At 66.6% G+C, this 20,117-nt stretch carries 20 protein-coding genes; 13 read left to right on the top strand and 7 right to left on the bottom strand.

Going from position 1 to position 20,117, the window contains the following annotated elements; translation table 11 throughout:
* Positions 1–21: 21 nt before the first annotated feature.
* From drmD to FHR38_RS07990, 7 genes are all read left to right on the top strand, one after another.
* Positions 22–3,246: a DISARM system SNF2-like helicase DrmD gene (drmD, locus tag FHR38_RS07960; protein WP_184534066.1), complete on the top strand. Its 3,225-nt coding sequence runs from the start codon at positions 22–24 to the stop codon at positions 3,244–3,246.
* Positions 3,246–7,397, top strand: a complete 4,152-nt coding sequence (locus tag FHR38_RS07965; protein ID WP_221448947.1) for an Eco57I restriction-modification methylase domain-containing protein — start codon at positions 3,246–3,248, stop codon at positions 7,395–7,397. Before drmD ends, FHR38_RS07965 begins: the two co-directional genes overlap by 1 nt.
* A 32-nt stretch (positions 7,398–7,429) precedes the next feature.
* Positions 7,430–7,957 (top strand): DUF6244 family protein, encoded by a 528-nt coding sequence (locus FHR38_RS07970; protein ID WP_184534067.1) that lies wholly within the window; start codon positions 7,430–7,432, stop codon positions 7,955–7,957.
* 194 nt (positions 7,958–8,151) lie between these two features.
* Positions 8,152–8,499, top strand: coding sequence for a CdiA C-terminal domain-containing protein (locus FHR38_RS07975; protein ID WP_184534068.1), 348 nt, complete (start codon positions 8,152–8,154; stop codon positions 8,497–8,499).
* A 13-nt stretch (positions 8,500–8,512) separates the two neighbouring features.
* A complete protein-coding gene (locus tag FHR38_RS07980) occupies positions 8,513–8,962 on the top strand; it encodes a SitI3 family protein (protein WP_184534069.1) in 450 nt (149 codons plus the stop codon).
* Positions 8,963–9,241: 279 nt separating this feature from the next.
* Positions 9,242–9,691 carry a SitI3 family protein gene (locus tag FHR38_RS07985; RefSeq protein WP_184534070.1) on the top strand — a complete coding sequence of 150 codons (450 nt, stop codon included), beginning with the start codon at positions 9,242–9,244 and terminating at the stop codon, positions 9,689–9,691.
* Positions 9,692–9,763: 72 nt separating this feature from the next.
* Positions 9,764–10,186, top strand: coding sequence for an Imm1 family immunity protein (locus tag FHR38_RS07990; RefSeq protein WP_184534071.1), 423 nt, complete (start codon positions 9,764–9,766; stop codon positions 10,184–10,186).
* On the opposite strand, the gene FHR38_RS07995 is transcribed toward FHR38_RS07990, so the two are convergent.
* Entirely contained in the window at positions 10,187–10,576 is a 390-nt protein-coding gene (locus tag FHR38_RS07995) for a hypothetical protein (protein WP_184534072.1), read from the bottom strand. It abuts the gene before it with no gap.
* A 391-nt stretch (positions 10,577–10,967) separates the two neighbouring features.
* On the opposite strand from FHR38_RS07995, the gene FHR38_RS08000 reads away from it, so the two are divergent.
* The 4 genes from FHR38_RS08000 (at position 10,968) to FHR38_RS08015 (ending at position 13,856) form a co-directional block, all read left to right on the top strand.
* On the top strand, positions 10,968–11,276 hold the full coding sequence (locus FHR38_RS08000; protein ID WP_184534073.1) for a hypothetical protein: 309 nt from the start codon (positions 10,968–10,970) through the stop codon (positions 11,274–11,276).
* Entirely contained in the window at positions 11,273–12,907 is a 1,635-nt protein-coding gene (locus FHR38_RS08005) for an alpha/beta hydrolase (protein ID WP_184534074.1), read from the top strand. The genes FHR38_RS08000 and FHR38_RS08005 overlap by 4 nt, the downstream gene beginning before the upstream one ends.
* A gap of 83 nt (positions 12,908–12,990) precedes the next feature.
* Positions 12,991–13,422, top strand: a complete 432-nt coding sequence (locus FHR38_RS08010) for a hypothetical protein (protein ID WP_184534075.1) — start codon at positions 12,991–12,993, stop codon at positions 13,420–13,422.
* A 101-nt stretch (positions 13,423–13,523) separates the two neighbouring features.
* The gene (locus tag FHR38_RS08015) at positions 13,524–13,856 is read left to right on the top strand and encodes a hypothetical protein (protein WP_184534076.1); all 333 of its coding nucleotides are present in this window, start codon (positions 13,524–13,526) and stop codon (positions 13,854–13,856) included.
* A gap of 74 nt (positions 13,857–13,930) precedes the next feature.
* Here FHR38_RS08015 and FHR38_RS08020 read toward each other — a convergent pair whose 3' ends face one another.
* The 6 genes from FHR38_RS08020 to FHR38_RS08045 form a co-directional block, all read right to left on the bottom strand.
* Positions 13,931–14,593 carry a hypothetical protein gene (locus FHR38_RS08020; protein ID WP_184534077.1) on the bottom strand — a complete coding sequence of 221 codons (663 nt, stop codon included), beginning with the start codon at positions 14,591–14,593 and terminating at the stop codon, positions 13,931–13,933.
* Positions 14,590–15,228: a hypothetical protein gene (locus FHR38_RS08025; RefSeq protein WP_184534078.1), complete on the bottom strand. Its 639-nt coding sequence runs from the start codon at positions 15,226–15,228 to the stop codon at positions 14,590–14,592. The genes FHR38_RS08020 and FHR38_RS08025 overlap by 4 nt, the downstream gene beginning before the upstream one ends.
* A gap of 15 nt (positions 15,229–15,243) precedes the next feature.
* Positions 15,244–15,504, bottom strand: a complete 261-nt coding sequence (locus FHR38_RS08030; protein ID WP_184534079.1) for a hypothetical protein — start codon at positions 15,502–15,504, stop codon at positions 15,244–15,246.
* Positions 15,505–15,663: 159 nt separating this feature from the next.
* Positions 15,664–16,086 carry a hypothetical protein gene (locus FHR38_RS08035; protein ID WP_184534080.1) on the bottom strand — a complete coding sequence of 141 codons (423 nt, stop codon included), beginning with the start codon at positions 16,084–16,086 and terminating at the stop codon, positions 15,664–15,666.
* A 158-nt stretch (positions 16,087–16,244) separates the two neighbouring features.
* Positions 16,245–16,454, bottom strand: coding sequence for a DUF397 domain-containing protein (locus FHR38_RS08040; RefSeq protein ID WP_184534081.1), 210 nt, complete (start codon positions 16,452–16,454; stop codon positions 16,245–16,247).
* Complete coding sequence (locus FHR38_RS08045) at positions 16,451–17,359, bottom strand: helix-turn-helix domain-containing protein (RefSeq protein WP_221448948.1); 909 nt, start codon at positions 17,357–17,359, stop codon at positions 16,451–16,453. The genes FHR38_RS08040 and FHR38_RS08045 overlap by 4 nt, the downstream gene beginning before the upstream one ends.
* A 305-nt stretch (positions 17,360–17,664) precedes the next feature.
* On the opposite strand from FHR38_RS08045, the gene FHR38_RS08050 reads away from it, so the two are divergent.
* Together FHR38_RS08050 and FHR38_RS08055 are read left to right on the top strand one after the other, a co-directional pair.
* Positions 17,665–17,952, top strand: a complete 288-nt coding sequence (locus FHR38_RS08050; protein WP_184534082.1) for a hypothetical protein — start codon at positions 17,665–17,667, stop codon at positions 17,950–17,952.
* Complete coding sequence (locus FHR38_RS08055; RefSeq protein ID WP_184534083.1) at positions 17,949–20,048, top strand: hypothetical protein; 2,100 nt, start codon at positions 17,949–17,951, stop codon at positions 20,046–20,048. The genes FHR38_RS08050 and FHR38_RS08055 overlap by 4 nt, the downstream gene beginning before the upstream one ends.
* The last annotated feature ends 69 nt before the right edge of the window (positions 20,049–20,117 follow it).

The following is a 20,117-nucleotide window of genomic DNA, read 5'->3' on the forward strand; positions in this document are numbered from 1 at the left end:
ATGGCCCGTTTGGACACTCCGATGACGACGAACGGCGCGAAGCAGGCCGCCGGGGTGGAGAAGGCCGACGTACCGGCCCCGGGCCAACTGGTCACCATCCGCAACCGCCGCTGGGTCGCCGCCGATGTCGTCCGCAGCGAGGTGGCCAGCGGCGACCCGCACGTGTTCACCGGCCGGGCCCCACACCTGGTCACCCTGGTCAGCGTCGAGGACGACGCCCGCGACGAGGAACTGCGGGTGGTCTGGGAGTTGGAGCCCGGCCGGGTGGTGCACGACAGCGCCAACCTGCCCGACCCGCGCGCCGGCTTCGACGACCCGCAACAACTGGCGGCGTTCCTCGACGCGGTGCGCTGGGGGGCGATCGCCTCGGCCGATCGGACCGCACTCCAGGCCCCGTTCCGCGCCGGCATCGAAATCGAGGACTATCAGCTCGATCCGGTGGTCCGAGCGCTGTCCATGCCGCGTACCAACCTGCTCATCGCCGACGACGTGGGCCTCGGAAAGACGGTCGAGGCCGGGCTGGTCATGCAGGAACTGATGCTGCGTCACCGCGCCCGCACCATGCTGATCGTCTGCCCGGCCGGGCTGACCCGGCAGTGGCGCGACGAGATGCGCGACAAGTTCGGCCTCGACTTCCGCATCGTCGACACCGATCTACTCAAGGAGCTACGCCGCTCTCGCGGCCTCTACGCCAACCCGTGGACGCACTATCCCCGACTGATCGTCAGCGTCGACTGGCTCAAGCGGGACCGACCGATGCGGCTGCTCCGCGAGGTGCTGCCGACCACGCCACGCTATCCGCGCGCATTCGACCTGCTGGTGGTGGACGAGATCCACACCTGCGCGCCGTCCGGCCGAGGGCGCTATGCGGTGGACTCGCACCGCACCCGGGCCATCCGTACCCTCGCCCCGCACTGCGAACACCGGCTCTTCCTCTCCGCCACCCCGCACAACGGCTACCAGGAGTCGTTCACCGCCCTGCTGGAACTCCTCGACGACCAGCGGTTCGCCCGAGGCATCAAGCCCACCGAGGAACAGCTGGCCCGGGTGATGGTGCGCCGGCTCAAGAGCGAACTGCCGGCCAAGTGGGACGGCAGCCCGCGCTTCCCGGTGCGGCAGCTCGGCTACCTGGAGGTCGACTACTCCCCGGCCGAACGTAACGCCCACGCCCTGCTCTCCCGCTATGCGGCGAGCCGCCGGGACAGCGCCCAGGGCCGGGCCGGTGAGGTCGCCGCCGACTTCGTCACCACCCTGCTCAAACGGCGGCTCTTCTCCTCGCCGAAGGCGTTCGCGGAGACCGTCGACACGCACCTGAAGACCATGACCGCCCGGGACGCCGACAGCGTCGCCACCGCCGCTCAGGGCCGGGTCGAACGGGTTGCCGGTGAGAAGGTCCTGCAACCGATGATCGAGCGGCTGGCCGAGACCGCCGAGGACGACCAGGCGTACGGCGACACCGAGGCGGACGCGCTGGCCGCCGTACGACACTGCGTCACGCCACTGTCGACCGAGGAGCGCGCCCTCCTCGGCGAGCTGCGCACCTGGGCGCAGTCAGCCCAGGACCGGCCGGACGCCAAGTACGCCGCGCTGCGCGCCTGGCTCGACCCGATCGTGCGGCCCGACGGCGACTGGTCCACCGAGCGGGTCATCATCTTCACCGAATACCGGGACACCCAACGCTGGCTGCACGAACGGCTGCTCACCGCCGGCTATCCGAAGGAGCGGATCGCCCTGCTCTACGGCGGGCAGGACGCCGACGAGCGCGAGCACGTCAAGAACGTCTTCACCGAGCATCCCGACCTCGACCCGGTACGCATCCTGCTCGCCACCGACGCGGCCAGCGAGGGCATCAACCTGCAACGGCACTGCCATCGGCTGCTGCACTGGGAGATCCCGTGGAACCCGAACCGGCTCGAACAGCGCAACGGCCGGGTCGACCGGCACGGCCAGCGCGCCGCCCGGGTGGAGGTGCTGCACTTCGTACCGGCCGGATGGCAGCAGGTCGACTACACCGCCGGTTCGCTGGAGGACGAGCTGGCCTTCCTGCGGGTGGCCGTGGAGAAGGTGGAGGCGATCCGTACCGACCTGGGCAGCGCGGGCGAGGTGATCGCCGCCCAGGTCGAACAGAAGATGACCGGCAGGCGGACCGACTGGCAGGTCACCGACGCCGAGATCGACCGCCGGGCCAGCCGCGCCCGGTTGAAGGTGGAACGTGATCTCGCCCGTGAGCTGCACAAGCTCACCGAGACCCTGAAGGGCAGCCGGGCCGAGCTGAACCTCACCCCGGCCACCGTGGAACGGGTGGTCCGGACCGGGCTGCGGCTGGCCCACCGGCGGGACCTGGTCGACGCGCCCACCCCGGCCGACGCCACCGGCACCTGGTTCCGGCTGCCCGAGCTGCCCGGGGCCTGGGCCGCCGCGCGTAACGACGGGCTGCTGCACCCGGTCACCGGGGTCGAACGGCCGGTGACCTTCGACCCGGACGCGGCGTCGGGGCGTACCGACGTGGTGCTGCTGCACCTCGGGCACCGGCTGGTGCAGATGTGTCTGCGGCTGCTGCGCGCCGAGCTGTGGGCGCAGGCGCGAGGTGCCGACAGCATCGCTTCGAGCGCGGCGAAGCTGAGCCGGGTCACCGCTCGGGTCGTACCCGGGGATCTGCTGCGCACCCCGGCGGTGATCGCCCACGGCCGGGTGGTCATCACCGGGGCGGAAGGCACCCGGCTGCACGAGGAGATCGTGGTGGCCGGTGGGCCGATCGAGGCCGGCAGGCTGACCCGGGCCCGCCAGGAGGAGCTGGAGAAGCTGCTGGCCGCCGCCGGCGAGCAGGTGCCGGCCGATCGGGTACGCGAACAGTTGGCCGCGCTCTGGTCGACGCTGGAGATCCCCCTCGGCCGGGCGCTGGCGACCCGGGCCGACCAGCGGGCCCGCAGCCTGCACGGGCTGCTGGCCCGGCGCTGCGCGGAGGAGGTCACCGCGATCGAGGCGGTGCTCACCGAGCTGGCCGCCTCGATCCGGCACAAGCTCGCCGACGAGCCGCACTGGGAACAGCCGACCCTGTTCGCCCTGGAACAGCAGCAGTTGCGGGCCGACCGGGACGCGCTGCGCGCCCGGCTCGACGGCATCCCGGACCAGCGACAACGGGAAACCGACGCGCTGCGCCGCCGGTATGCCGACCCCACCGCCCGCTGGTTCCCCGCCGCCATCACCTTCCTGGTGCCCGCCGCCCTCGCCCGAGGTGACCGCTGATGCGCATCCCCGCCCCTCGTCGTCCCGCAAGCTCTGCGAGTACCGGTTCGGCCAGCCGTGGCCCCGGCCGGACCGCCGGTCGTCCGGCCCGGCCGCACGTGCCGAGGACCGACGAGCAGCACGCCGAGTGGCTGGCGCTGCTCGGCCCGGACGGCCCGTTCCTGACCGTGCCGGTGCTGGTCGACGCCCTCCCCCAGGGCCTGGACACCATCCCCGACACCGTGCGGGACCGGATCCGGCAGGGCTGGGCCGAGCTGCGCGGTGCCCCCGACCTGCTCGGCCCGGCCTGGGTGGAGCTGATCCTCGGCGAGTTGCTGCGCTATCCGCCGAGTGTCCGCGCCGACGGCACCAGCCTCCCCGCCGACCTGGTCACCGCCGGCTTCCGGCCCGACATCGTGATGTCCGGTCCGCAGCCCGGGGGCGGGCGGGCCGCTCGGCTGCACGTCTACCACTATCCGGCCGACACCGCGCTGACCACGGCCCGAGGTGACCGGCCCGCCCTGACCGAGCAGGCCGCGCAGCTCTGCCGCGACAGCGGCACCCCGCTGGCGCTGCTCACCAACGGGCAACACTGGGCGCTGGTGCACGCCCGGCCCAGCGAGTCCACCGGCGTCGCCGTCTTCGACGCCGATCTGTGGCTGGAGGAGCCGGCGCTGCTGCGCGCCTTCGCCACCCTGCTCGCCGCGTCCCGGGTGCTCACCCCACCCACCAATCCCGACGGCAGCGCGTCGGCCAGCCTCGCCGGGCTCTTCGCCCGCAGCGCCGAAGCCCTCACCCAGGTCACCACCACCCTCGGCGACCAGGTACGCCAGGCCGTCGAACTCTTCGTTGCCGAACTCGCCCGACTCGACCGGGAATCCAGCGGTGCGCTGCTCGCGCAGGTCAGCGATCGGGAGATCTACCGGGGCGCGCTGACCGTGTTGATGCGGCTGGTCTTCCTGCTCTACGCCGAGGAGCAGCGCCTGCTGCCGCTGACTGATCGGCTCTACGACCAGTCGTACGCCGCCACCACCCTCTACGGGCAGCTTCGCGCCGTACGCGATCTTTATGGCGACGAGGTGGGCGACCGGCGGACGGCGGCCTGGCCCCGGCTGCTCGCCCTCTTCGCCGCCGTGCACGGCGGCAGTGAGCATCCCGACCTGCGCATCCCCGCCCACGGCGGCTCACTGTTCGACCCGAGGCGGTTCCGCTGGCTGGAGACTGCGGCGATCACCGACCGGGTGGTCTTCGAGATGCTGGACGCGCTGCTGATCCTGCGGCACCGGGGTAGGGCCGCCGAGCAGCTCAGCTATTCCAGTCTCGGCGTCGAGCAGATCGGCCACGTCTACGAGGGTCTGTTGGACTTCGCCGTCGCCCGGGTCGACAGCCCGCACCTCGGGTTGATCGGCAAACATGAGCCGGAGCTACCGTTGGCCGAGTTGGAGGCCCACGCCGGGCAGGGCGAGGAGGCGCTACGCGCCTGGCTGCTCGACCGTTGCGGCCTGACCGCGCGGCAGCTCGACAAGGCCCGCGCCACCAACCCCGGTCCGCACGAGCTGGGCGCGCTGCACGCCGCCTGCGACAACGACGCCAGCCTGGCCGAACGGGTACGCCCATACTGGGGGCTGCTCCGTACCGACCTGCGCGGCCTGCCCACCGTCTTCCCGGCCCGCTCGGTGCTGTTCACCCAGTTCGGCGACCGGCGAGCCACCGGCACCCACTACACTCCGCGTGCCCTGGCCGAAGAGGTGGTACGCCACACCCTCGCCCCGCTCTGCTTCGCCCCCGGCCCGGCCGAAGGCATCATCGAGGAAGGCGTCTGGCGGGCCAAGAAGGCCAACGAGATCCTGAAACTCAAGGTGCTCGACCCGGCGATGGGCTCCGGGGCGTTCCTCGTCTCGGCCTGCCGCTATCTGGCCGAGGTGGTGGTCCGGGCCTGGGAACGCGACGGGCTGCCGCCCGAGTTGGCCGACCTGCCCGACGGCGGCAACCGGGACGATCTGCTGCTGAACGCCCGGCGGCTGGTCGCCGCCCGCTGCCTCTATGGCGTGGACCGCGACGACATGGCCGTGGAGCTGGCCAAGCTGTCGCTGTGGCTGGTCACCCTGGCCAAGGGCAAACCGTTCGGCTTCCTCGACCACGCCCTACGCTGCGGCGACTCCCTGGTCGGCATCACCTCCCTCGACCAACTCACCGCCTTCCACCTCGACCCGGCAACGGGCCGTTCCCTGCACGCCCGGCTCTACAACTCGGTCAGCGAGCGCCTACGGGAACTGGTCGGCGAGATGACCGAGCTACGCGAGTCGATCGAGTCAACCGTGGTGGAGGACGCCCGGGACGCCGCCGACAAGGCCAACAAGTTGGCCCAGGCCGACATGCTCGGCCACACCGCGCGCCTGGCCGCCGACGCCGTCGTGGGCGCGGCCCTCTCCACCGCCGTACGACCCCAGCGCCGCCCGTGGGACCCGGAAGACTTCGAAGACGACCCCGAGTTCAAGTACGACGACCGCCTGACCAGCATCAGCGACGACGTGTACGCCGTACTGGACGGCCTGGCCGGCTCTGAGTTGGAGATTCGGCTCGCAGCGACGATCGAGGACTGGCTACGTGGTCCACGGAAGACCCCGATCCGGCCGCTGCACTGGCCGCTGGAGTTTCCCGAGGTGGTCAACCGCAGTGGCTTCGACGCCGTCATGGGCAACCCACCCTTCGTGGGCGGGCAACGTCTTACCGGCTCGGTTGGCCACGATGTACGCGAATATCTGGTGGAACGAATCGGCCGGGGGAAGCGCGGCAGCGCCGACCTGTGCTCGTACTTCCTGCTGCGCAACCTGAGCGTGACGGGGCAGGGCCGGATCGGCATGATCGCCACCAACACCATCGCCCAGGGCGACACCCGCGAGGTCGGCCTCGACCAGGCGGTGATGGACCTGCACTGGACCATCTACCGCGCCAACAAGTCGCAACCCTGGCCCGGCAGCGCCTCCCTGGAGGTATCCCTGCTCTGGCTCGGCCACGCCGGCACAGGCGAGAAGCGCATCCTCGACGGCCGTTCGGTGCGCGGCATCACCCCATCGCTCGACGCTGAGTCCCGGGTCAAGGGCAACCCCCACCGCCTCGACGCCAACGCCGACCAGGCGTTCCAGGGTTCCAACATCCTCGGCACCGGCTTCCTCCTAGAGCCGGAGCAGGCCCAAGCGCTCATCGGCAAGGACCCACGTAACAAGGAGGTGCTGTTCCCCTACCTCAACGGGGAAGACCTCAACAGCCGGCCGGAGTGCTCCGCTCGCCGCTGGGTCATCAACTTCCACAACTGGCCAATTGAGCGAGCCCAGGAATACAAGGACTGCTTCGCCATCGTCGAACGCGAAGTAAAACCGTTCCGAGCAACCAACAAGCGCACGGCCCGCCGAGAGCGGTGGTGGCAGTTTGCCGAAAGAGCCCCGGCCCTATACGAGGCATCCGAAAGACTCGACCGCGTCCTCGTCATCGCCCAAACCAGTCGCACACAGATGCCCGCTCTAGTTCCAGCAGATCAGGTTCTGTCTCACATGCTTGTCGTGATTGCCACTGATAAGAGTGCCGCCTTAGCATTACATTCAAGCGACTTTCAATACTGGTGGACAGAAAAATACGCAGCAAGCATGAAGAACGACCTTCGCTTCATACCCTCTGACTGTTACGAGACGTTCCCCAAGCCAGACTTGACCGAGCAGATGGATCGAATCACAACGGAGTTGGACTCGTACCGGCGGTCGGTGATGTTGGGGCGGGAGTCGGGGCTGACGAAGCTCTACAACCTGGTCCACGACGAGGGCGTCACCAGCGCAGACATCCGACGGCTGCGGGAAATCCACGTCGAAATCGATGAGGCGGTGGCCGAGGCGTACGACTGGTCGGATCTGAGGCTCGGGCATGGCTTCCACGAGACTCGCCAGGGCATCCGGTACACCATCGACCCCGCCGTCCAGGTGGAGGTGCTGGACCGGCTACTCGAACTCAACCACCAGCGCTACGCCGAGGAGCAGGCCAAGGGGCTTCACTCGGGTCCGCGCCGCAAGGTAACCAAGAAGGCGAAAGGAATCCCCGCTCCGCGTACCCCAGGGTCTGCAACCTCAGCGCCGGTCGGCCTACAAGACGGCCTCTTCCCTCCACCCGACGCTCTCTTCTAACCTCGGTTCAACCTTCCCGTGGAGGACGGATCATGCCGCACACTGAGAAGATCACCGGCGAGCTGCAAGCACTGATGAGCGGTGTGGAGCGAACGCAGAGTTTGGCCGAAGTAACCGCCCACCAAGCGCAGGAGGTGGCGCTGCGAGCTGCGGGCGCGGGGTTTGCCTCCGTTGCGGCCGGCATGCTGCGGGTCCGGGAAGCGGTCGCCGCCTTCCAAAGTGGGCTAGGTGGCCTCGCGGCAGCGATCGGTGATGCAACACGGGCTACCGCTGCTGTGCCCGAGGGCACCTCGCCACAGGAGGCGACCGCCGGGCTGAGACTCGTGCAGAACGCCATCGACGCGGTACGGGAGAGGGTTGCCGGTCTCGTTTCCCAGGTTGACGGGGTCCGGCAACTCGTCGTTACAGTACTTCAGGGCGGACAACCAGGGCCACTCCTGCAAACACTCGGGAACATCAAGGAGACCTTGGCACTGATAGCCCAACGCTCCGATACCGCGCGTCAGTCCGTTGACACTGCAATCGCCGAGGCGGGGCAGTTAGGGGCACCGGGAAACTGACCTGGGCTGGCGGTTCTACACCGACCAGCCCGGCGATCACCGATCACAGCACCCCCGTGCCGTGGACCCGGCGCCCCACAGGTGTTCCCGGTGGAACGCCAACTGGGCCACGCACAAAGGTCTCACCGAAGGACGGTCCTCGTCAGCAGCGCGCCTTGGAGCTGGAGAACCAGTGCGCCGATACAGTCGCGCGTATGGGCTACCTGGTCCATCAAAACCCAACCAAACAGGAAGCCACCGAAGCGCGGCTAAACACTGGCGATGCGGGCGACCCGGATAGAACCCCGGACTATCTGCTCGAACGCCATGTCTTCGATTGCTACTCCCCGACCCCCGATAAGTCGACGCGCGGCATATGGAGCCAGGTCTCCACAAAAATTCAAAATCGGCAGACTCAACGAATAGCCCTAAACCTCCAGGACTGGGGCGGGGACCTTACCTCCCTACAGAAGCAGTTTGACGACTGGCCCATATCTAACCTAAAGGAGCTAGTGGCGTTGACAAGAGATGGTTCACTAATTCAGATAGTACGACAGGATTGAGAGGACTCTCCGAATGGCAATCGAGTATCAGTTGACCCTGGCGGGCGATATTCCTTTGGAGCAGATAGCTAGCCTGGCCGCCCCACAGGCTACCGAGGCTCCACCGCTGCCGGGGTATCCGCGACTGTTCAGCGCCGCACTAGAAGACGAGTGTGGCTACGCGATCAGTATCACAGCAGGCAACCATGGCTACTATGAGGCGAAGGACGATGACGGCTCATCATGGGAGTGGGAGCCAGAGGCATATATTGACATCATCTTCCGCCTACCCAAGGACGACCTTACTCGGAAAGGGGTTCCGAATATGGTCGCGACCGTAGGTCGAATTCTCGCCGCACGCCCCGAGGATGCTGCCCTAACGCTGAACGGCGACTGGCTACTACTCACGCGGATTCAAGGAAGAATCCACAAATACAACAAAGCCGAATGGTACAACGAAAGCTACAACGAACTCTTCAAATGATCACCCTAAAGGCAGACAAATTTCTGACATCGCAGCCACCTAAGCTATGCACCTTCACCGACCCGATTCTCGCCTGCCCTGGGTGTGACTCTTTGAGAAACAAATGCGCGAACATCGCCAAGGACCACATGCCCCTACACCTTCAACTGGAAGATCGATTCCGCGCCACATATCGACAACATCGCTGGCAAGTGCGATCTTGAATGCTGTCGAGAAGAAGTCGAGCAGAATCAGACTCAGCGCGTGGTACTAAATCCCCAAGATTGGCACAGACCAACATTGTCCGTTGAATATTGGCTGACGCTCGCTGGCAATATACCGCTTGAGGACGTTGCGAAGCTGGCAGTTCCAGATGCCACCGAATCGACTACGCCGTCAGGCGAGCGGATGCTCAGCGCAGACCTCAACGAAGAGTGCGGCTACGTTGTAGACATCATCTCTGGCAGTCAGGGCTACTACCAGGCAGAAAACGATGGCGGCACCCTGTGGCGGTGGGATCCAGAGACCTATGTAGAGGTGAGCTTCTACATGCGCAAAGACACTCTGACCGCCAAGGGAAAGCCCAACATGCTGAGGGCGGTGGCTAGAGTTCTGGCCGGTTTTACCGAGGATGCGTCACTAACGCTCAACGGCGATTGGTTGATGCTCACCCGATTCGATGGGAAGCTGCACAAGCACAACATGGACGGATGGTATGACAAGGAATACGACAGCATCCTTCCCCAATAAACAGACGACGACACAACGGACGGTTGCAGAACTTGTCGAGTACTCGTCCAGAGATTCCGAGAGGATAAAGCAATGAGCCTCACCGCAGTCTGGACGATCCTGACGCCGGAAGCTGAGAACTCTGGTGGTGAGATGGTAGTCCGCACATCCGACGATGTCGACGCGCTCATCATGGCGCTCAGTCAGCCCGGCTCGACGGCCGCACTTGTCCAGCATCAGGATCGCCCCACCGTTTACGACGAAGATCTTGGCGATATCCCCGACCACGATGTGACCATCGGCATATGGCGGGGGTTCGGCTATCTCAGCTTCGCCGACCTGGAGCACGAATTTATGTACTCGGACGGCGAGTCTGACTCCCCCAGCTTCGCTGGACACTACACCGAATACCCGGCCGGATCGGGAGTCAACCTGGCAACTCTCCGCGCTGCACTCGTGGAGTTCCTAGAAACCGCCCAACGCCCAACTAATATTCACTGGAAGGAAGACAGCTAGCTACATGTGCTCTGCCGCAACCTCTTCGACTTCCTTAATGAATTCTTCAAGCTGGCTTTCGGTGAAATTGGCATCCTGAAGGAGGGTTGCAAGAATCGCAATCTGCGCTGACAGTGCAGCTTCGGGATCGATGTCATCGACAGGGTCAGCCTCGCCAAGTGCCGCCCTAATCATTCCTTCCATCTCCAGGGCCGGAAGCGTGTCTCCCTCCTGGTACCGAGCACGTGTTTCTCTGACGAACTGAGCAATGCGTTGGAGACCTTGCCCATAAAATCGACGGTCAACGGCCAACGCAAAGGCTGCGCTGATGGTCTGCGACCCACCCTCCCAGCCAAGCCTGTTCAGTTCATTCAGAAGGCGATCGACCGTCTCCCAGTCCTGTCGAGCCATCGCCCGAATGAGGTCGCTAAGCTCTTTTCTCGGCTCCACGCGCCAGGTCAGCCCAGGAGACCGCTGTATTCACGGGCAGCGGCAGAACTGCCCTGGATCAGGACGGCAGCCTGGGCAACTGCGGCTTTGACTTCCTCAATGCTGGCCATGCGATCCTCCCTGCAAGCCGCCGTGGAGCGGCCGGACACGGACAGGCGCATCAGCGGGAATTCGTGACCCCCACCTGACCAGTCGGACACTATCCGATCCGACCAACCTCATGCAGTCCCCAACGGCCTCCCCCAAAGCCCCTTCTTCCCTCTCGGTGACAGTTCCACGACAGCACGCCGCTCAATGCTGATGATCGTTGATAGGTTTCAGGCCGTCGGATCGATGGGTTACGGGGGCATTTGTGGGTCAGCCGCTGCGGGTGAACATTCCGGGACTACGTGCGTTGGGCGGCGAGGTGGTCGGTCACGGCGCGGCATTGAAGCGGGACGTGACTGCGGTGGTGGGGCAACTCGCGCCCGGACCGGGGCCGGGTGTAGCCGGCTGGGCAGCCTTCGCCGCGCTGGGCAAGGCGGCAGCGGGCTGGAACGACTTCCTCACCGGCCTGGGTAGTCGCATGGAAGATACCGGGGGAAAAATCATCGACGCGGCCAACCAATATCAGGCCACTGACGAACGCGCGGGACAGCGCAACCAGGTGCGACCCCGATGACCATCACCTTCGAGATGTTGCTGGCCGCAGACGGTGCCGCGTACTCCCGGTCCGGTGTGATGTGGGATCAGCTCGGCCGGTCCCTGGACGGCCACGCCGACAACCTGGCGGTGACCGTACGCAAGCTTCCGGACGTGTGGGAATCCGGGCCAGCCGCCACCGCCGCCACCGCCCACTGCGATGGCCTCCGTAAGGAGACGGACTCCACCTATCGGCCGGTGCTGGCCATCGCCCAGGCGCTGGCGCAACACGGCGACGGCGTCGCAGCACTACGGGCACAGGCCGAAGCTCTCATCATTGAGGGCCGGCGGCTACGAGTCCTGGTGGGGCCGGACGGGTCGCTCACCATGGACCCCGATTACCCCGACGTGGGCACCGCCCGCGCGCTGACCACCCTGGCCGAACGCCGCGACGAGATCCTCCGGCGGGCCGCCGACCTGGACGCGCGTACCGCAAAGCTCATCGCCGAGAACACGGCCTCAGCTTCCGGTGCCCCAGCTGCACGTGTCGATCGGACCAGTGTCCCGCCGAAGGGGACCGACCCCGCCACGGTCAAGAAGTGGTGGGACTCGCTGACCCCGGCACAGCGCCGCTACGTCACCACCGAGTATCCGGATCTGATCGGCAACCTCGACGGCGTACCCGTCAGCAACCGTGACATGGCCAACCGGATCGTCCTCGACCGCGACCACGACACGCTCACCGCCCGGCGAGCCGAGTTGGAAGCCCGGGAGGCGCACATCCGGGCGCTGCTCGACCAGGGGCGCGGTAGGGAGCTGTATCCCGGGTCAACGAATCCGACCGGCATGGCGTTCGCCGAGCTCGACCGGATCAGGGCCGAAAGAGCAGAGGCCGACGGCACGCTGCGGGGCATTGAGCGCATCAGCCAGCGCCTCGCCGACCCGACCAAGCCCCGCGCGTACCTGATCGGTTTCTCCTCTGCCGACGACGGCCGGGCCATCGTGTCGGTCGGCAACCCGGACGCGGCTAACAACGTGCTGACCTGGGTGCCGGGCACCGGCGCTGAGCTGTCCAAGATCGGCGGCGACATCATCCGGACGGACCGAATGGCAGAGGATGCCAGGAAAGCCGACCCCACTCGAGAGACAGCCGTGCTGCTGTGGCTTGGCTACGACGCGCCCGACAGCATCCCAGAAGCCGCACAGGACAAGTACGCCGACAACGGGGCGCCGGACCTGTCCCGCTTCCAGAATGGTCTGCGAGTCACCCATGACGATGAACCATCTCGCAACGTCGTACTCGGACACAGCTACGGGTCCACCGTCATCGGCCACACGGTCACCGGTCCCGGTATCAACGCCAACGACCTGATCTTCCTCGGCTCGCCCGGCGTCGACGTCAACTCGGTCAACGACCTCAACGGCTTCCCACCGGATCGGGTATGGGCCTCCCGCGCCGAACACGACATGATCAAACGCATACCCGACTGGGACCTTGCCCACGGCAACGACCCGACCCGCGACGACTTCGGTGCCCGGACCTTCCGCAGCGACCCCGGCGACCCAGACAACGAAGGCAAGACCCACTCCGCCTACTGGGACGAAGGCAACGAAGCTCGCCTCAACGTTTCTCGAATCGTCACCGGCAAACACGACGAGGTCACCAGATGAATCACTCCAGGCAATGGCGGCTCGCGCTAGTGGCACTCCTCGTCACCGCCAGCTTGGCGACGGCCTGTGGAAAGGATAAAGGCATGCAGCCCACCGAAAACAAAGAGCAGGCGACCCAGACGGTTAAGAACATCGTGCAGGAGGCATTCCAGCAGCTTCCACCGGGTGCCGAGCTGGAAATGACCCGCGCCGGTATTGGCGAGCTCCCCTGTGATGATCCCACCGACGGCGGACCCGCCGGACGAATATTTATCGAGATCGACTATCAGGTGCGCTTCAAGCAAACCTGGCCGTCCGAGCAGACGATATCCATATTGGCCGGGTACTGGGAGCGACACAACTACAAGATCGTTCGCGATTCGCGGGCCCACAAAAGCCCGCAACTTGTCGTCGAACGCCGCGACGACGGCTACCGGGTCATCATCGAACTGTGGGACCGTGGTGGCTACTACGACGTCTACCTCGGCGGCAGCTCACCCTGCGTCTGGGAAACCGGCACCCCCGACCCTCAGTAAGCGATGTCAGAGCCTTGGCGCTTCCTCCGCTCTGATGGTGATAACGATGGCGATTCAACTCGTGGTAGCAAGGCCCGGTTAGGTCGAGGCTGGAGGCACAGGTGAGGACAGTACGACGTGGCCTGCTTGAAGCGGCGGTTCTATACACGCTCGGAATGCTCGTCGCGGCGCTGGGCGCGGCCGGATGGACTCTGGCGGATAACGGCAGCTTCCGCTGGCGATTCGGCGTACTCCTTGTCGTCAGCGGCACTCTCCTCACCCTTACCGGCGGCGGCCTCCAGATGAGCCGGTTTGCGACCAAGGAGATAAGGGTGCTCCTCGGGGCATCCCCCGAGCGGGAAACCGCGACAGGCAGTCAGGTGCTCACCAGCTTCGGCGTTTTCCTGCTCGTCGCCGTCCCGCTCATCGCGACTGGCATGACCCTCACGGCGTAGGCAACCGTCGTACGTGCGCTGAACACCGGTAGCAGTAGGGCGCATCCGACGGAAGCCACCTCGGGAGCGCTGATTCAGATGCTCATCAGGTAGCCGCGCAGATCTTCGTTCGCGAGCCGCAGCAAGGTCAGGGAATCTTCGACATGAGTACGGGCGCTGGTAAGGCGCGCGTGGGTCTGCTGAACAACCTCGGACCGGCCGCCGGACAACATCATCATCACCCGGTCATGTGTCCCCCGCATCGCCTCGCTCACGCCGCCCAGCGCCTCATGCGCCCGCTCGATCTGCTGGATGACATCCCCGATGCCAGAAATGACCTGCCCGGCCTCACCGATCGGCCCGCTCCAGAAGTGCGCCACCCGTGGCGTACGGGTCCGGCCGTTGCTCCCGCTCCCCCGTCGACAGCCGCGCCCACCAGCACCGCCTACCTGACTGTCCTGAGAACCGGCCGCCGCCCGCTGTTCACGCCGTTCCCGCAGATGGTCCATGCCCGCCGCGACAAAGGCTTTGCCGCTGGAACCGAGCAGGCCACCGAGGATCGCACCACCGGTCGCAGCCATCGACGGGTTCAACGGAACCCCGAGTCGCGTGGCGGCAACCCCGAGCAGCATTCCGAGAGCCGCACCACCCCACTCCGCAAGCTTCCCGAGCCCTTCCTTCGCACCCTCATACTTCAACCGCCGCGCGAACGGCCGTTCCTTGGGCTCCTGACGCTGTCCCCTGCGGCGATACCTCATGATCCAACGAGGGGATCAAGGAAGCCGCAGCTCGTCGCGATAATCATCGGCAGATTTTGGGCGACTTCGCCCGCCACGCTCGCCGGAGTGAAGCCCAGCGGCTCCCCGCCATCGGCGACGTGTTCCGAGTCATCGGCGTAGTAGGCGCACGCCTCCCACAGATTCGGATGCAGGTAAGCGAAGGACCACTGCATGAACACTGTGTTTGGAAGGGCGACGGCGGCTTTTCCGGCGAAGCCGATGCGGTGCAGGTGAGGTTCCTCGGGTGTGGAGCCAAGCCCCTGGCCCAACGGCAGAAGCTTGTGACGCCGGAACACCGGCTCCAGGTTGCTGTCCGGGTCGAACTCGACCAGAAGGCCACGGTTGAGCAGGTCATCCACAATCTGGGCGGCCCGGCGCTCCGGCTTCGGTGCGGTCTCCAACAGCCGGATCAGCGACGCCCGGTTCACCGCCAACTTCGCATGCGACTCGGCGTCGATAAAGGCGGCTGCCCACACCGCCGCCTCAGCCTCAGTCAGCTCTACCAGGTCATCGCCTAGGTGGATCTCGTAGCACTCCGGCGTCGGGTCCGGTGGCCGGACGTAGCGAAACCGCGGCCCCATGGACAGCCCAACTGGCACGATCACGGACGACATCAAAACCTCGCTCTTCTAGAACCCAGCGACGTAGCTGCGGGTCGCCTCAACCGCGCCCTGCCCGAGCGCCGCCGCCTCGTGCAACTTCTGCTTGACCTGCTCCATCCGGGCCAACGCCTCAGCCACCCGAGGGTGGCTGGTGCCGCTGGTGACGGCTCGCAGCAACGCAACCGTCTGCTCCATCGACTCCGCAACGGCCCTGATCTGCGCCATCTGCTGAGCGGTCTGGTCGCCGAACTGGGCCACCCCCGCCTTGACCTCTTCTACGGACGCCATCGTCAGTCCCTCCCCAGTGGACACGGAAGTTCCGACGCTGACCGTACCCGAACCGGCACCATCCGTCAGCCCGCGCCCACCCCCGCCCTGCTGTTGCCTACAGGGAAACAGAGCAAAGGAAGCGAGCAAGATCGGTCCGAAATCTGGGAAAGCTCTCAATCACATGTGCTCTGCTGCAAGCTCCTCAACTTCCTTGAGAAACTCCTCAAGCTGCGCCTCGGTGAAATCGAAATCCGGGAGCAGCGTGCCGAGAAGGACAATCAGCGCCGAAAGGGCAGTCTCGGAATCGATGCTGTCGACAAGATGAGTTTCCCCGAGAACGGCTCTGATCATCCCCTCCATCTCCAACGCCGGGAGAGTTTCCCCCTCCTGGTATAGCGCTCGGGTTTCCCTAACAAAATCGGCGATCTGTTGGAGGCTCTGACCACGGAACCTGCGAGCAACGGACACCTCGAAGGCTGCCGCGAGTGCCTGCGGCCACCCCTCCCAGCCCAGATAATTCAACTCGTCCAGGAGTCGGTCAACCGCGTCCCAATCCTGCCGGGCTATCGCTCGAATAAGGTCGCTTAGCTCTCTTCTCATCGGCGCGCGCATATAACCTCTCGATCCGGCTGAAAAGTTGACCTGCTCGATGTATTGCAACGCCAATAGACGCGGACGCAAAGGCAGGCGAGAAGCACCGTGCCCGGTGGCGCGATGGCCGCCGGGCACGAGGTGGTGAGATCAGAAACGCGGTGAGATCAGGTACGCAGGGTCGGGCCAGCCTTGAGGGTGGTGACGAAGCCCGTCCAGGCGACAGCGCCGAAGGCGAGCGCCGGGCCGCTGCGGTCCTTGGAGTCGCGTACGCCCACAGCGTCAGCGGCGAACCGCACCTCGACGCAGTTGGCGTTGTTAGCGCTGCGGGAGGACTTGAACCAGTCCCGGTCGGGAGCACTGTCGAGGGGGGTCACGTCATCTCCTTGGCGATCCGCCGGATCAGGGCGAGCGAGTCCTCCGAGCTTAACGTCAGCTCGCGCGTCTCGGCGAAGGTCACCACGTAGTCCGTTACCCGGACGGACTGGTCGATGATGTCGATGGAGGTCAGGATCTCTTGCCAAACCAGGTCGGGCAGCTGTGGCGGGGCGAAGGAAAGGATCTGGAACGCTCCGCCGAGCGCGGGATGTGCTCCGACGGAGAACGGCATGACCCGGATTTCGACCTGTTCCGGCCGCTCGGTCATCAGCCTGGCAAGGTGATCGAGCTGGCCACGCATCACCGTCGGCCCGCCGACCTGCTGCCGCAGCACACCCTCACCCAACACGGCGCTGATCTGGATCGGCCGCTCACCGGTGAGTCGAGCCTGCCGGGCCATTCGGGCGGCGACCCGCCGCTCCACCTCGGTCAGTCGAATGGTGGTGGTGCCGCCCCGGATCACCGCGCGGGCGTAGTCCTCGGTCTGGAGCAGTCCATCGATAACGTCGCTCTGATAGGTGCGGACCGATGAAGCACCCGCTTCGTAGCCGAGGAAGCGGATGAACTCGGCGGGGAAGAGCTGGGAGTATTCGTGCCACCAGCCGCGCTGGGTGGCACCGGCTCGTAGCGCCTCCAACTCGGCGGCGTCCTCGGGCTCCAGCTCGTAGATCTTGATGAGTTGTTCCAGTCGCTTGGCTGGGAGCTTGACCTTGCCGGTCTCCACGCCGGTCACGTACGCCTGGATGATGCCTGCCGCGCGACCAGCGGCGGTCGCGGTCAGACCGATCTCCTCGCGGCGCTGGCGCAGTCGTATTCCCAGCTCCCAGCCCTGGACGACGGGCGAGGACAGCACACCCGAGGGTGACTCGTGCGAAGTGGACGGATCTGAGGCGCGTACTGCCACGACGACTCCTTCAACCAGCGACACATCGACATCTGACTGAATCTAAACACTGTACGCGTTCGCCTGGCAACCCTTGATATCAAACTCGGACTTGTGCATGCTGTGAGAGTCCCGTCACGGACTGCGGTCCGATGAGGAGCCGAGGACAGAAGTGTGTCCCGGCCCCAAGTTCGTTGCTGTGTGCGCTGCCAATCCCGTACCCCCTGGGGTTCCCTGCTGGCGGCGTGGGCGGCCCGGCCCCTGCGGCAGGGTGCCGGGCCGCCCCTTCATCCCCCTGTGAGCTGCGGAAAGGGTGCTCTGATCCCATGGATGAGATACGGAAGGTCGCGCCGGTCGAATCGGCGCGGTACGTGGCGCATCTGCCGTTCTCGGCAACCGACCTGAGTTCGGCACTGATCTTCGCCAGGACCCTGGTGCGGTCGCTGGCGTTCCTAGACGAGTTGGACGGCGGCGAGACCACCGTCACGCACGAGGACGAGCAGGACGGTCACCATCGGGTCTTCTGCGACCGGTTGGTCGCCAGCGGGCGGCGCTGCGAACGGCGACCCGAGCACGAGGGTGCCTGCCAACCTCGGGGAGGGCTGCGGACGTGAGCCTGGGAATGTTCAGCCCACCCGTGGTGGTCTGCGAGCAGTGCGAGGGAGAGGGTCGCGCGCTGACGGTGTGCCGCTGCGTACGCATGGGCGACCGGTTCCTCATCGACGCCAACGCGGAGCGGACCGTGGACGGCCGGGCCTATCAGGGCTGTGAGCTGTGCAAAGGCAGCGGCTACCTGACGTACGACTGTGACTCGTGCCGAGCCACCGGGCGGCAGCGCGGGCAACTCGTACTCACCGTGGTCAACCTGGACACCGGCGTAACGCGCTCGGCCAACGTCGTACCCGGTGGGGTGGAACCCCGACGCAACGCCGGCGGGCGGTGGGAGCTGGCACTCTCCCCCATCGTCGCCGCTCTCGCCGCCGAGGTGGGCGCGGTCGAATACCGCGACGCGTACGGCCTGGAACGTAAGCCCTGTGAACTCACCGTCATGCTCCCCGCCGACTGGCGGCCCGACCTGCCGGTGGCCGACCGGCAGCGGCTGGAAGGCGCGGCGATCGCGCGACTCGCCTGGCAGCCGTGGCGGCTCTACTGCGGCCGGTCCACCCCGACGCCCGACCGGGACCTGCCCGCCGAGCTGAGCCGGCTCTGCCACCTGGCCGACCTGCTCTCCCTGGACCTGGTGGTGGAGGCCCGACGGGCCCATGAGCGGGACGTGATCTGGGAGATCCGCTATGAGCTGCCCGGCGGGGCGGTGCCGGTCAAGACCCGTCGTTGGGCCAACGACCTGTCGGCGGCGATCGCCGCGACCAGCGTGTCGGACGCGATGTTCGGCCTGGTCGAACGGGCCAGGACGGCACCCGCCCACTACCTACGCCCCCACCCGGCCCACCGCGCCGGCCCGCCCACGATCGACGTGGACCAGGTCGAACGTCGCATCCACGCCGACCTGGACGGGATCGGCGGCCGGGCACCCGGCGCGCAGGCGATCTGGCGGGACGGGCGCTGGCAGCACACGCGGCTTCAGGTCGAAGACCAGGTCGAGGTGATGACCGAGGAGGCCACCGGCCAGGTCGTACGCAGCAGCGTCACCCTCCTGGCCCGCGCCTGGGAGCCGCCGGCTCCCGGGTGGCAGGACGAGTTAATCCCGTACGGCCCCTGCCCGGACTGCGACCCGGAGCATCGGCTGCGGCCCTGCCTCTGCACCCTCGCCAACCAGCCACCCGACCCGAACTGCCCCGGCTGCTCCGGTGCCGGGGTCGCGCCCACCACGATGCCCTGCCCCACCTGCGGCGACAGCCACCGGGTCCACCAGGGGCTGGTGCTCACCATGACCGACCTGGACGAGGCCACCCTGCACGTCAACTGGCTTGTCCCCGACCAGGTGATCGACGTGCCGCTGGTCGCCACCCAGCCCGGCGGGAAGCCAGTCTTCCAACTACCCCTGTGCTATCAACTCGACCACTGGGCCATGAACCTCGGCGGCCGACCCGCCGACCTCACCTACCTCGACGGTGGCCATGAGGTGGGGCAGGACCTGTGTGAGGGTACGGTCACCGTCGACCATCCCGAGGACGACCCGCTGGCCCGGTATCTCGTCAACGCGGGCGGCGGGCACCCCGCCGGGCGACTGCTGGTCTGCACCGCCCCACCGGCCGCCCCGCCACTGACCGAGCTGGTCCGGCTCGCGCTCGGCCTGCACCAGACCCTGGTGGTCACCCTCGAAGACCACCGGCTCGACGAGGACGACCCGACCAAGATCCATGGTGAGGGCTGGGGTATCGAGTTGATCCCACCCGACCGTCCCATGCCGGCCGACCCGAAGCCCTACCAGCGCAGCCCCCAGTCTGCCGCCGCGTGCTTCCTCGAATACCTCGGAAACGCCGCTCACCGCGTCGTACCGGACGATCCTCGGCAGGGCATCCCGGTCCCGCAGACGCCGGAGCCACCCCCGGCGGTCGAAGACCCGATCCGGCTCATCCGACACCTGGCCCGGCACCTCGCGGGGCGGCCGGTGAGCATCCGCTACCACCTCGGCGGCTGCCACCTCTACGTCCACGAGTACGGCGGCGCACGGCACCTGGCCAGCGCCCGTACCGTCCCGATCGCCCTGACCGCCCTCGGCCTCGGTCTCGGCCGCGACCAGTCCTGATCACTCGCCCGGCCCTGACCCGCATCCGTGCGCTTGGGCTGGGAACGTTCGTTGTTGCTGGGGCAGCAA

Source organism: Micromonospora polyrhachis (assembly GCF_014203835.1).
Taxonomy (GTDB): domain Bacteria; phylum Actinomycetota; class Actinomycetes; order Mycobacteriales; family Micromonosporaceae; genus Micromonospora_H; species Micromonospora_H polyrhachis.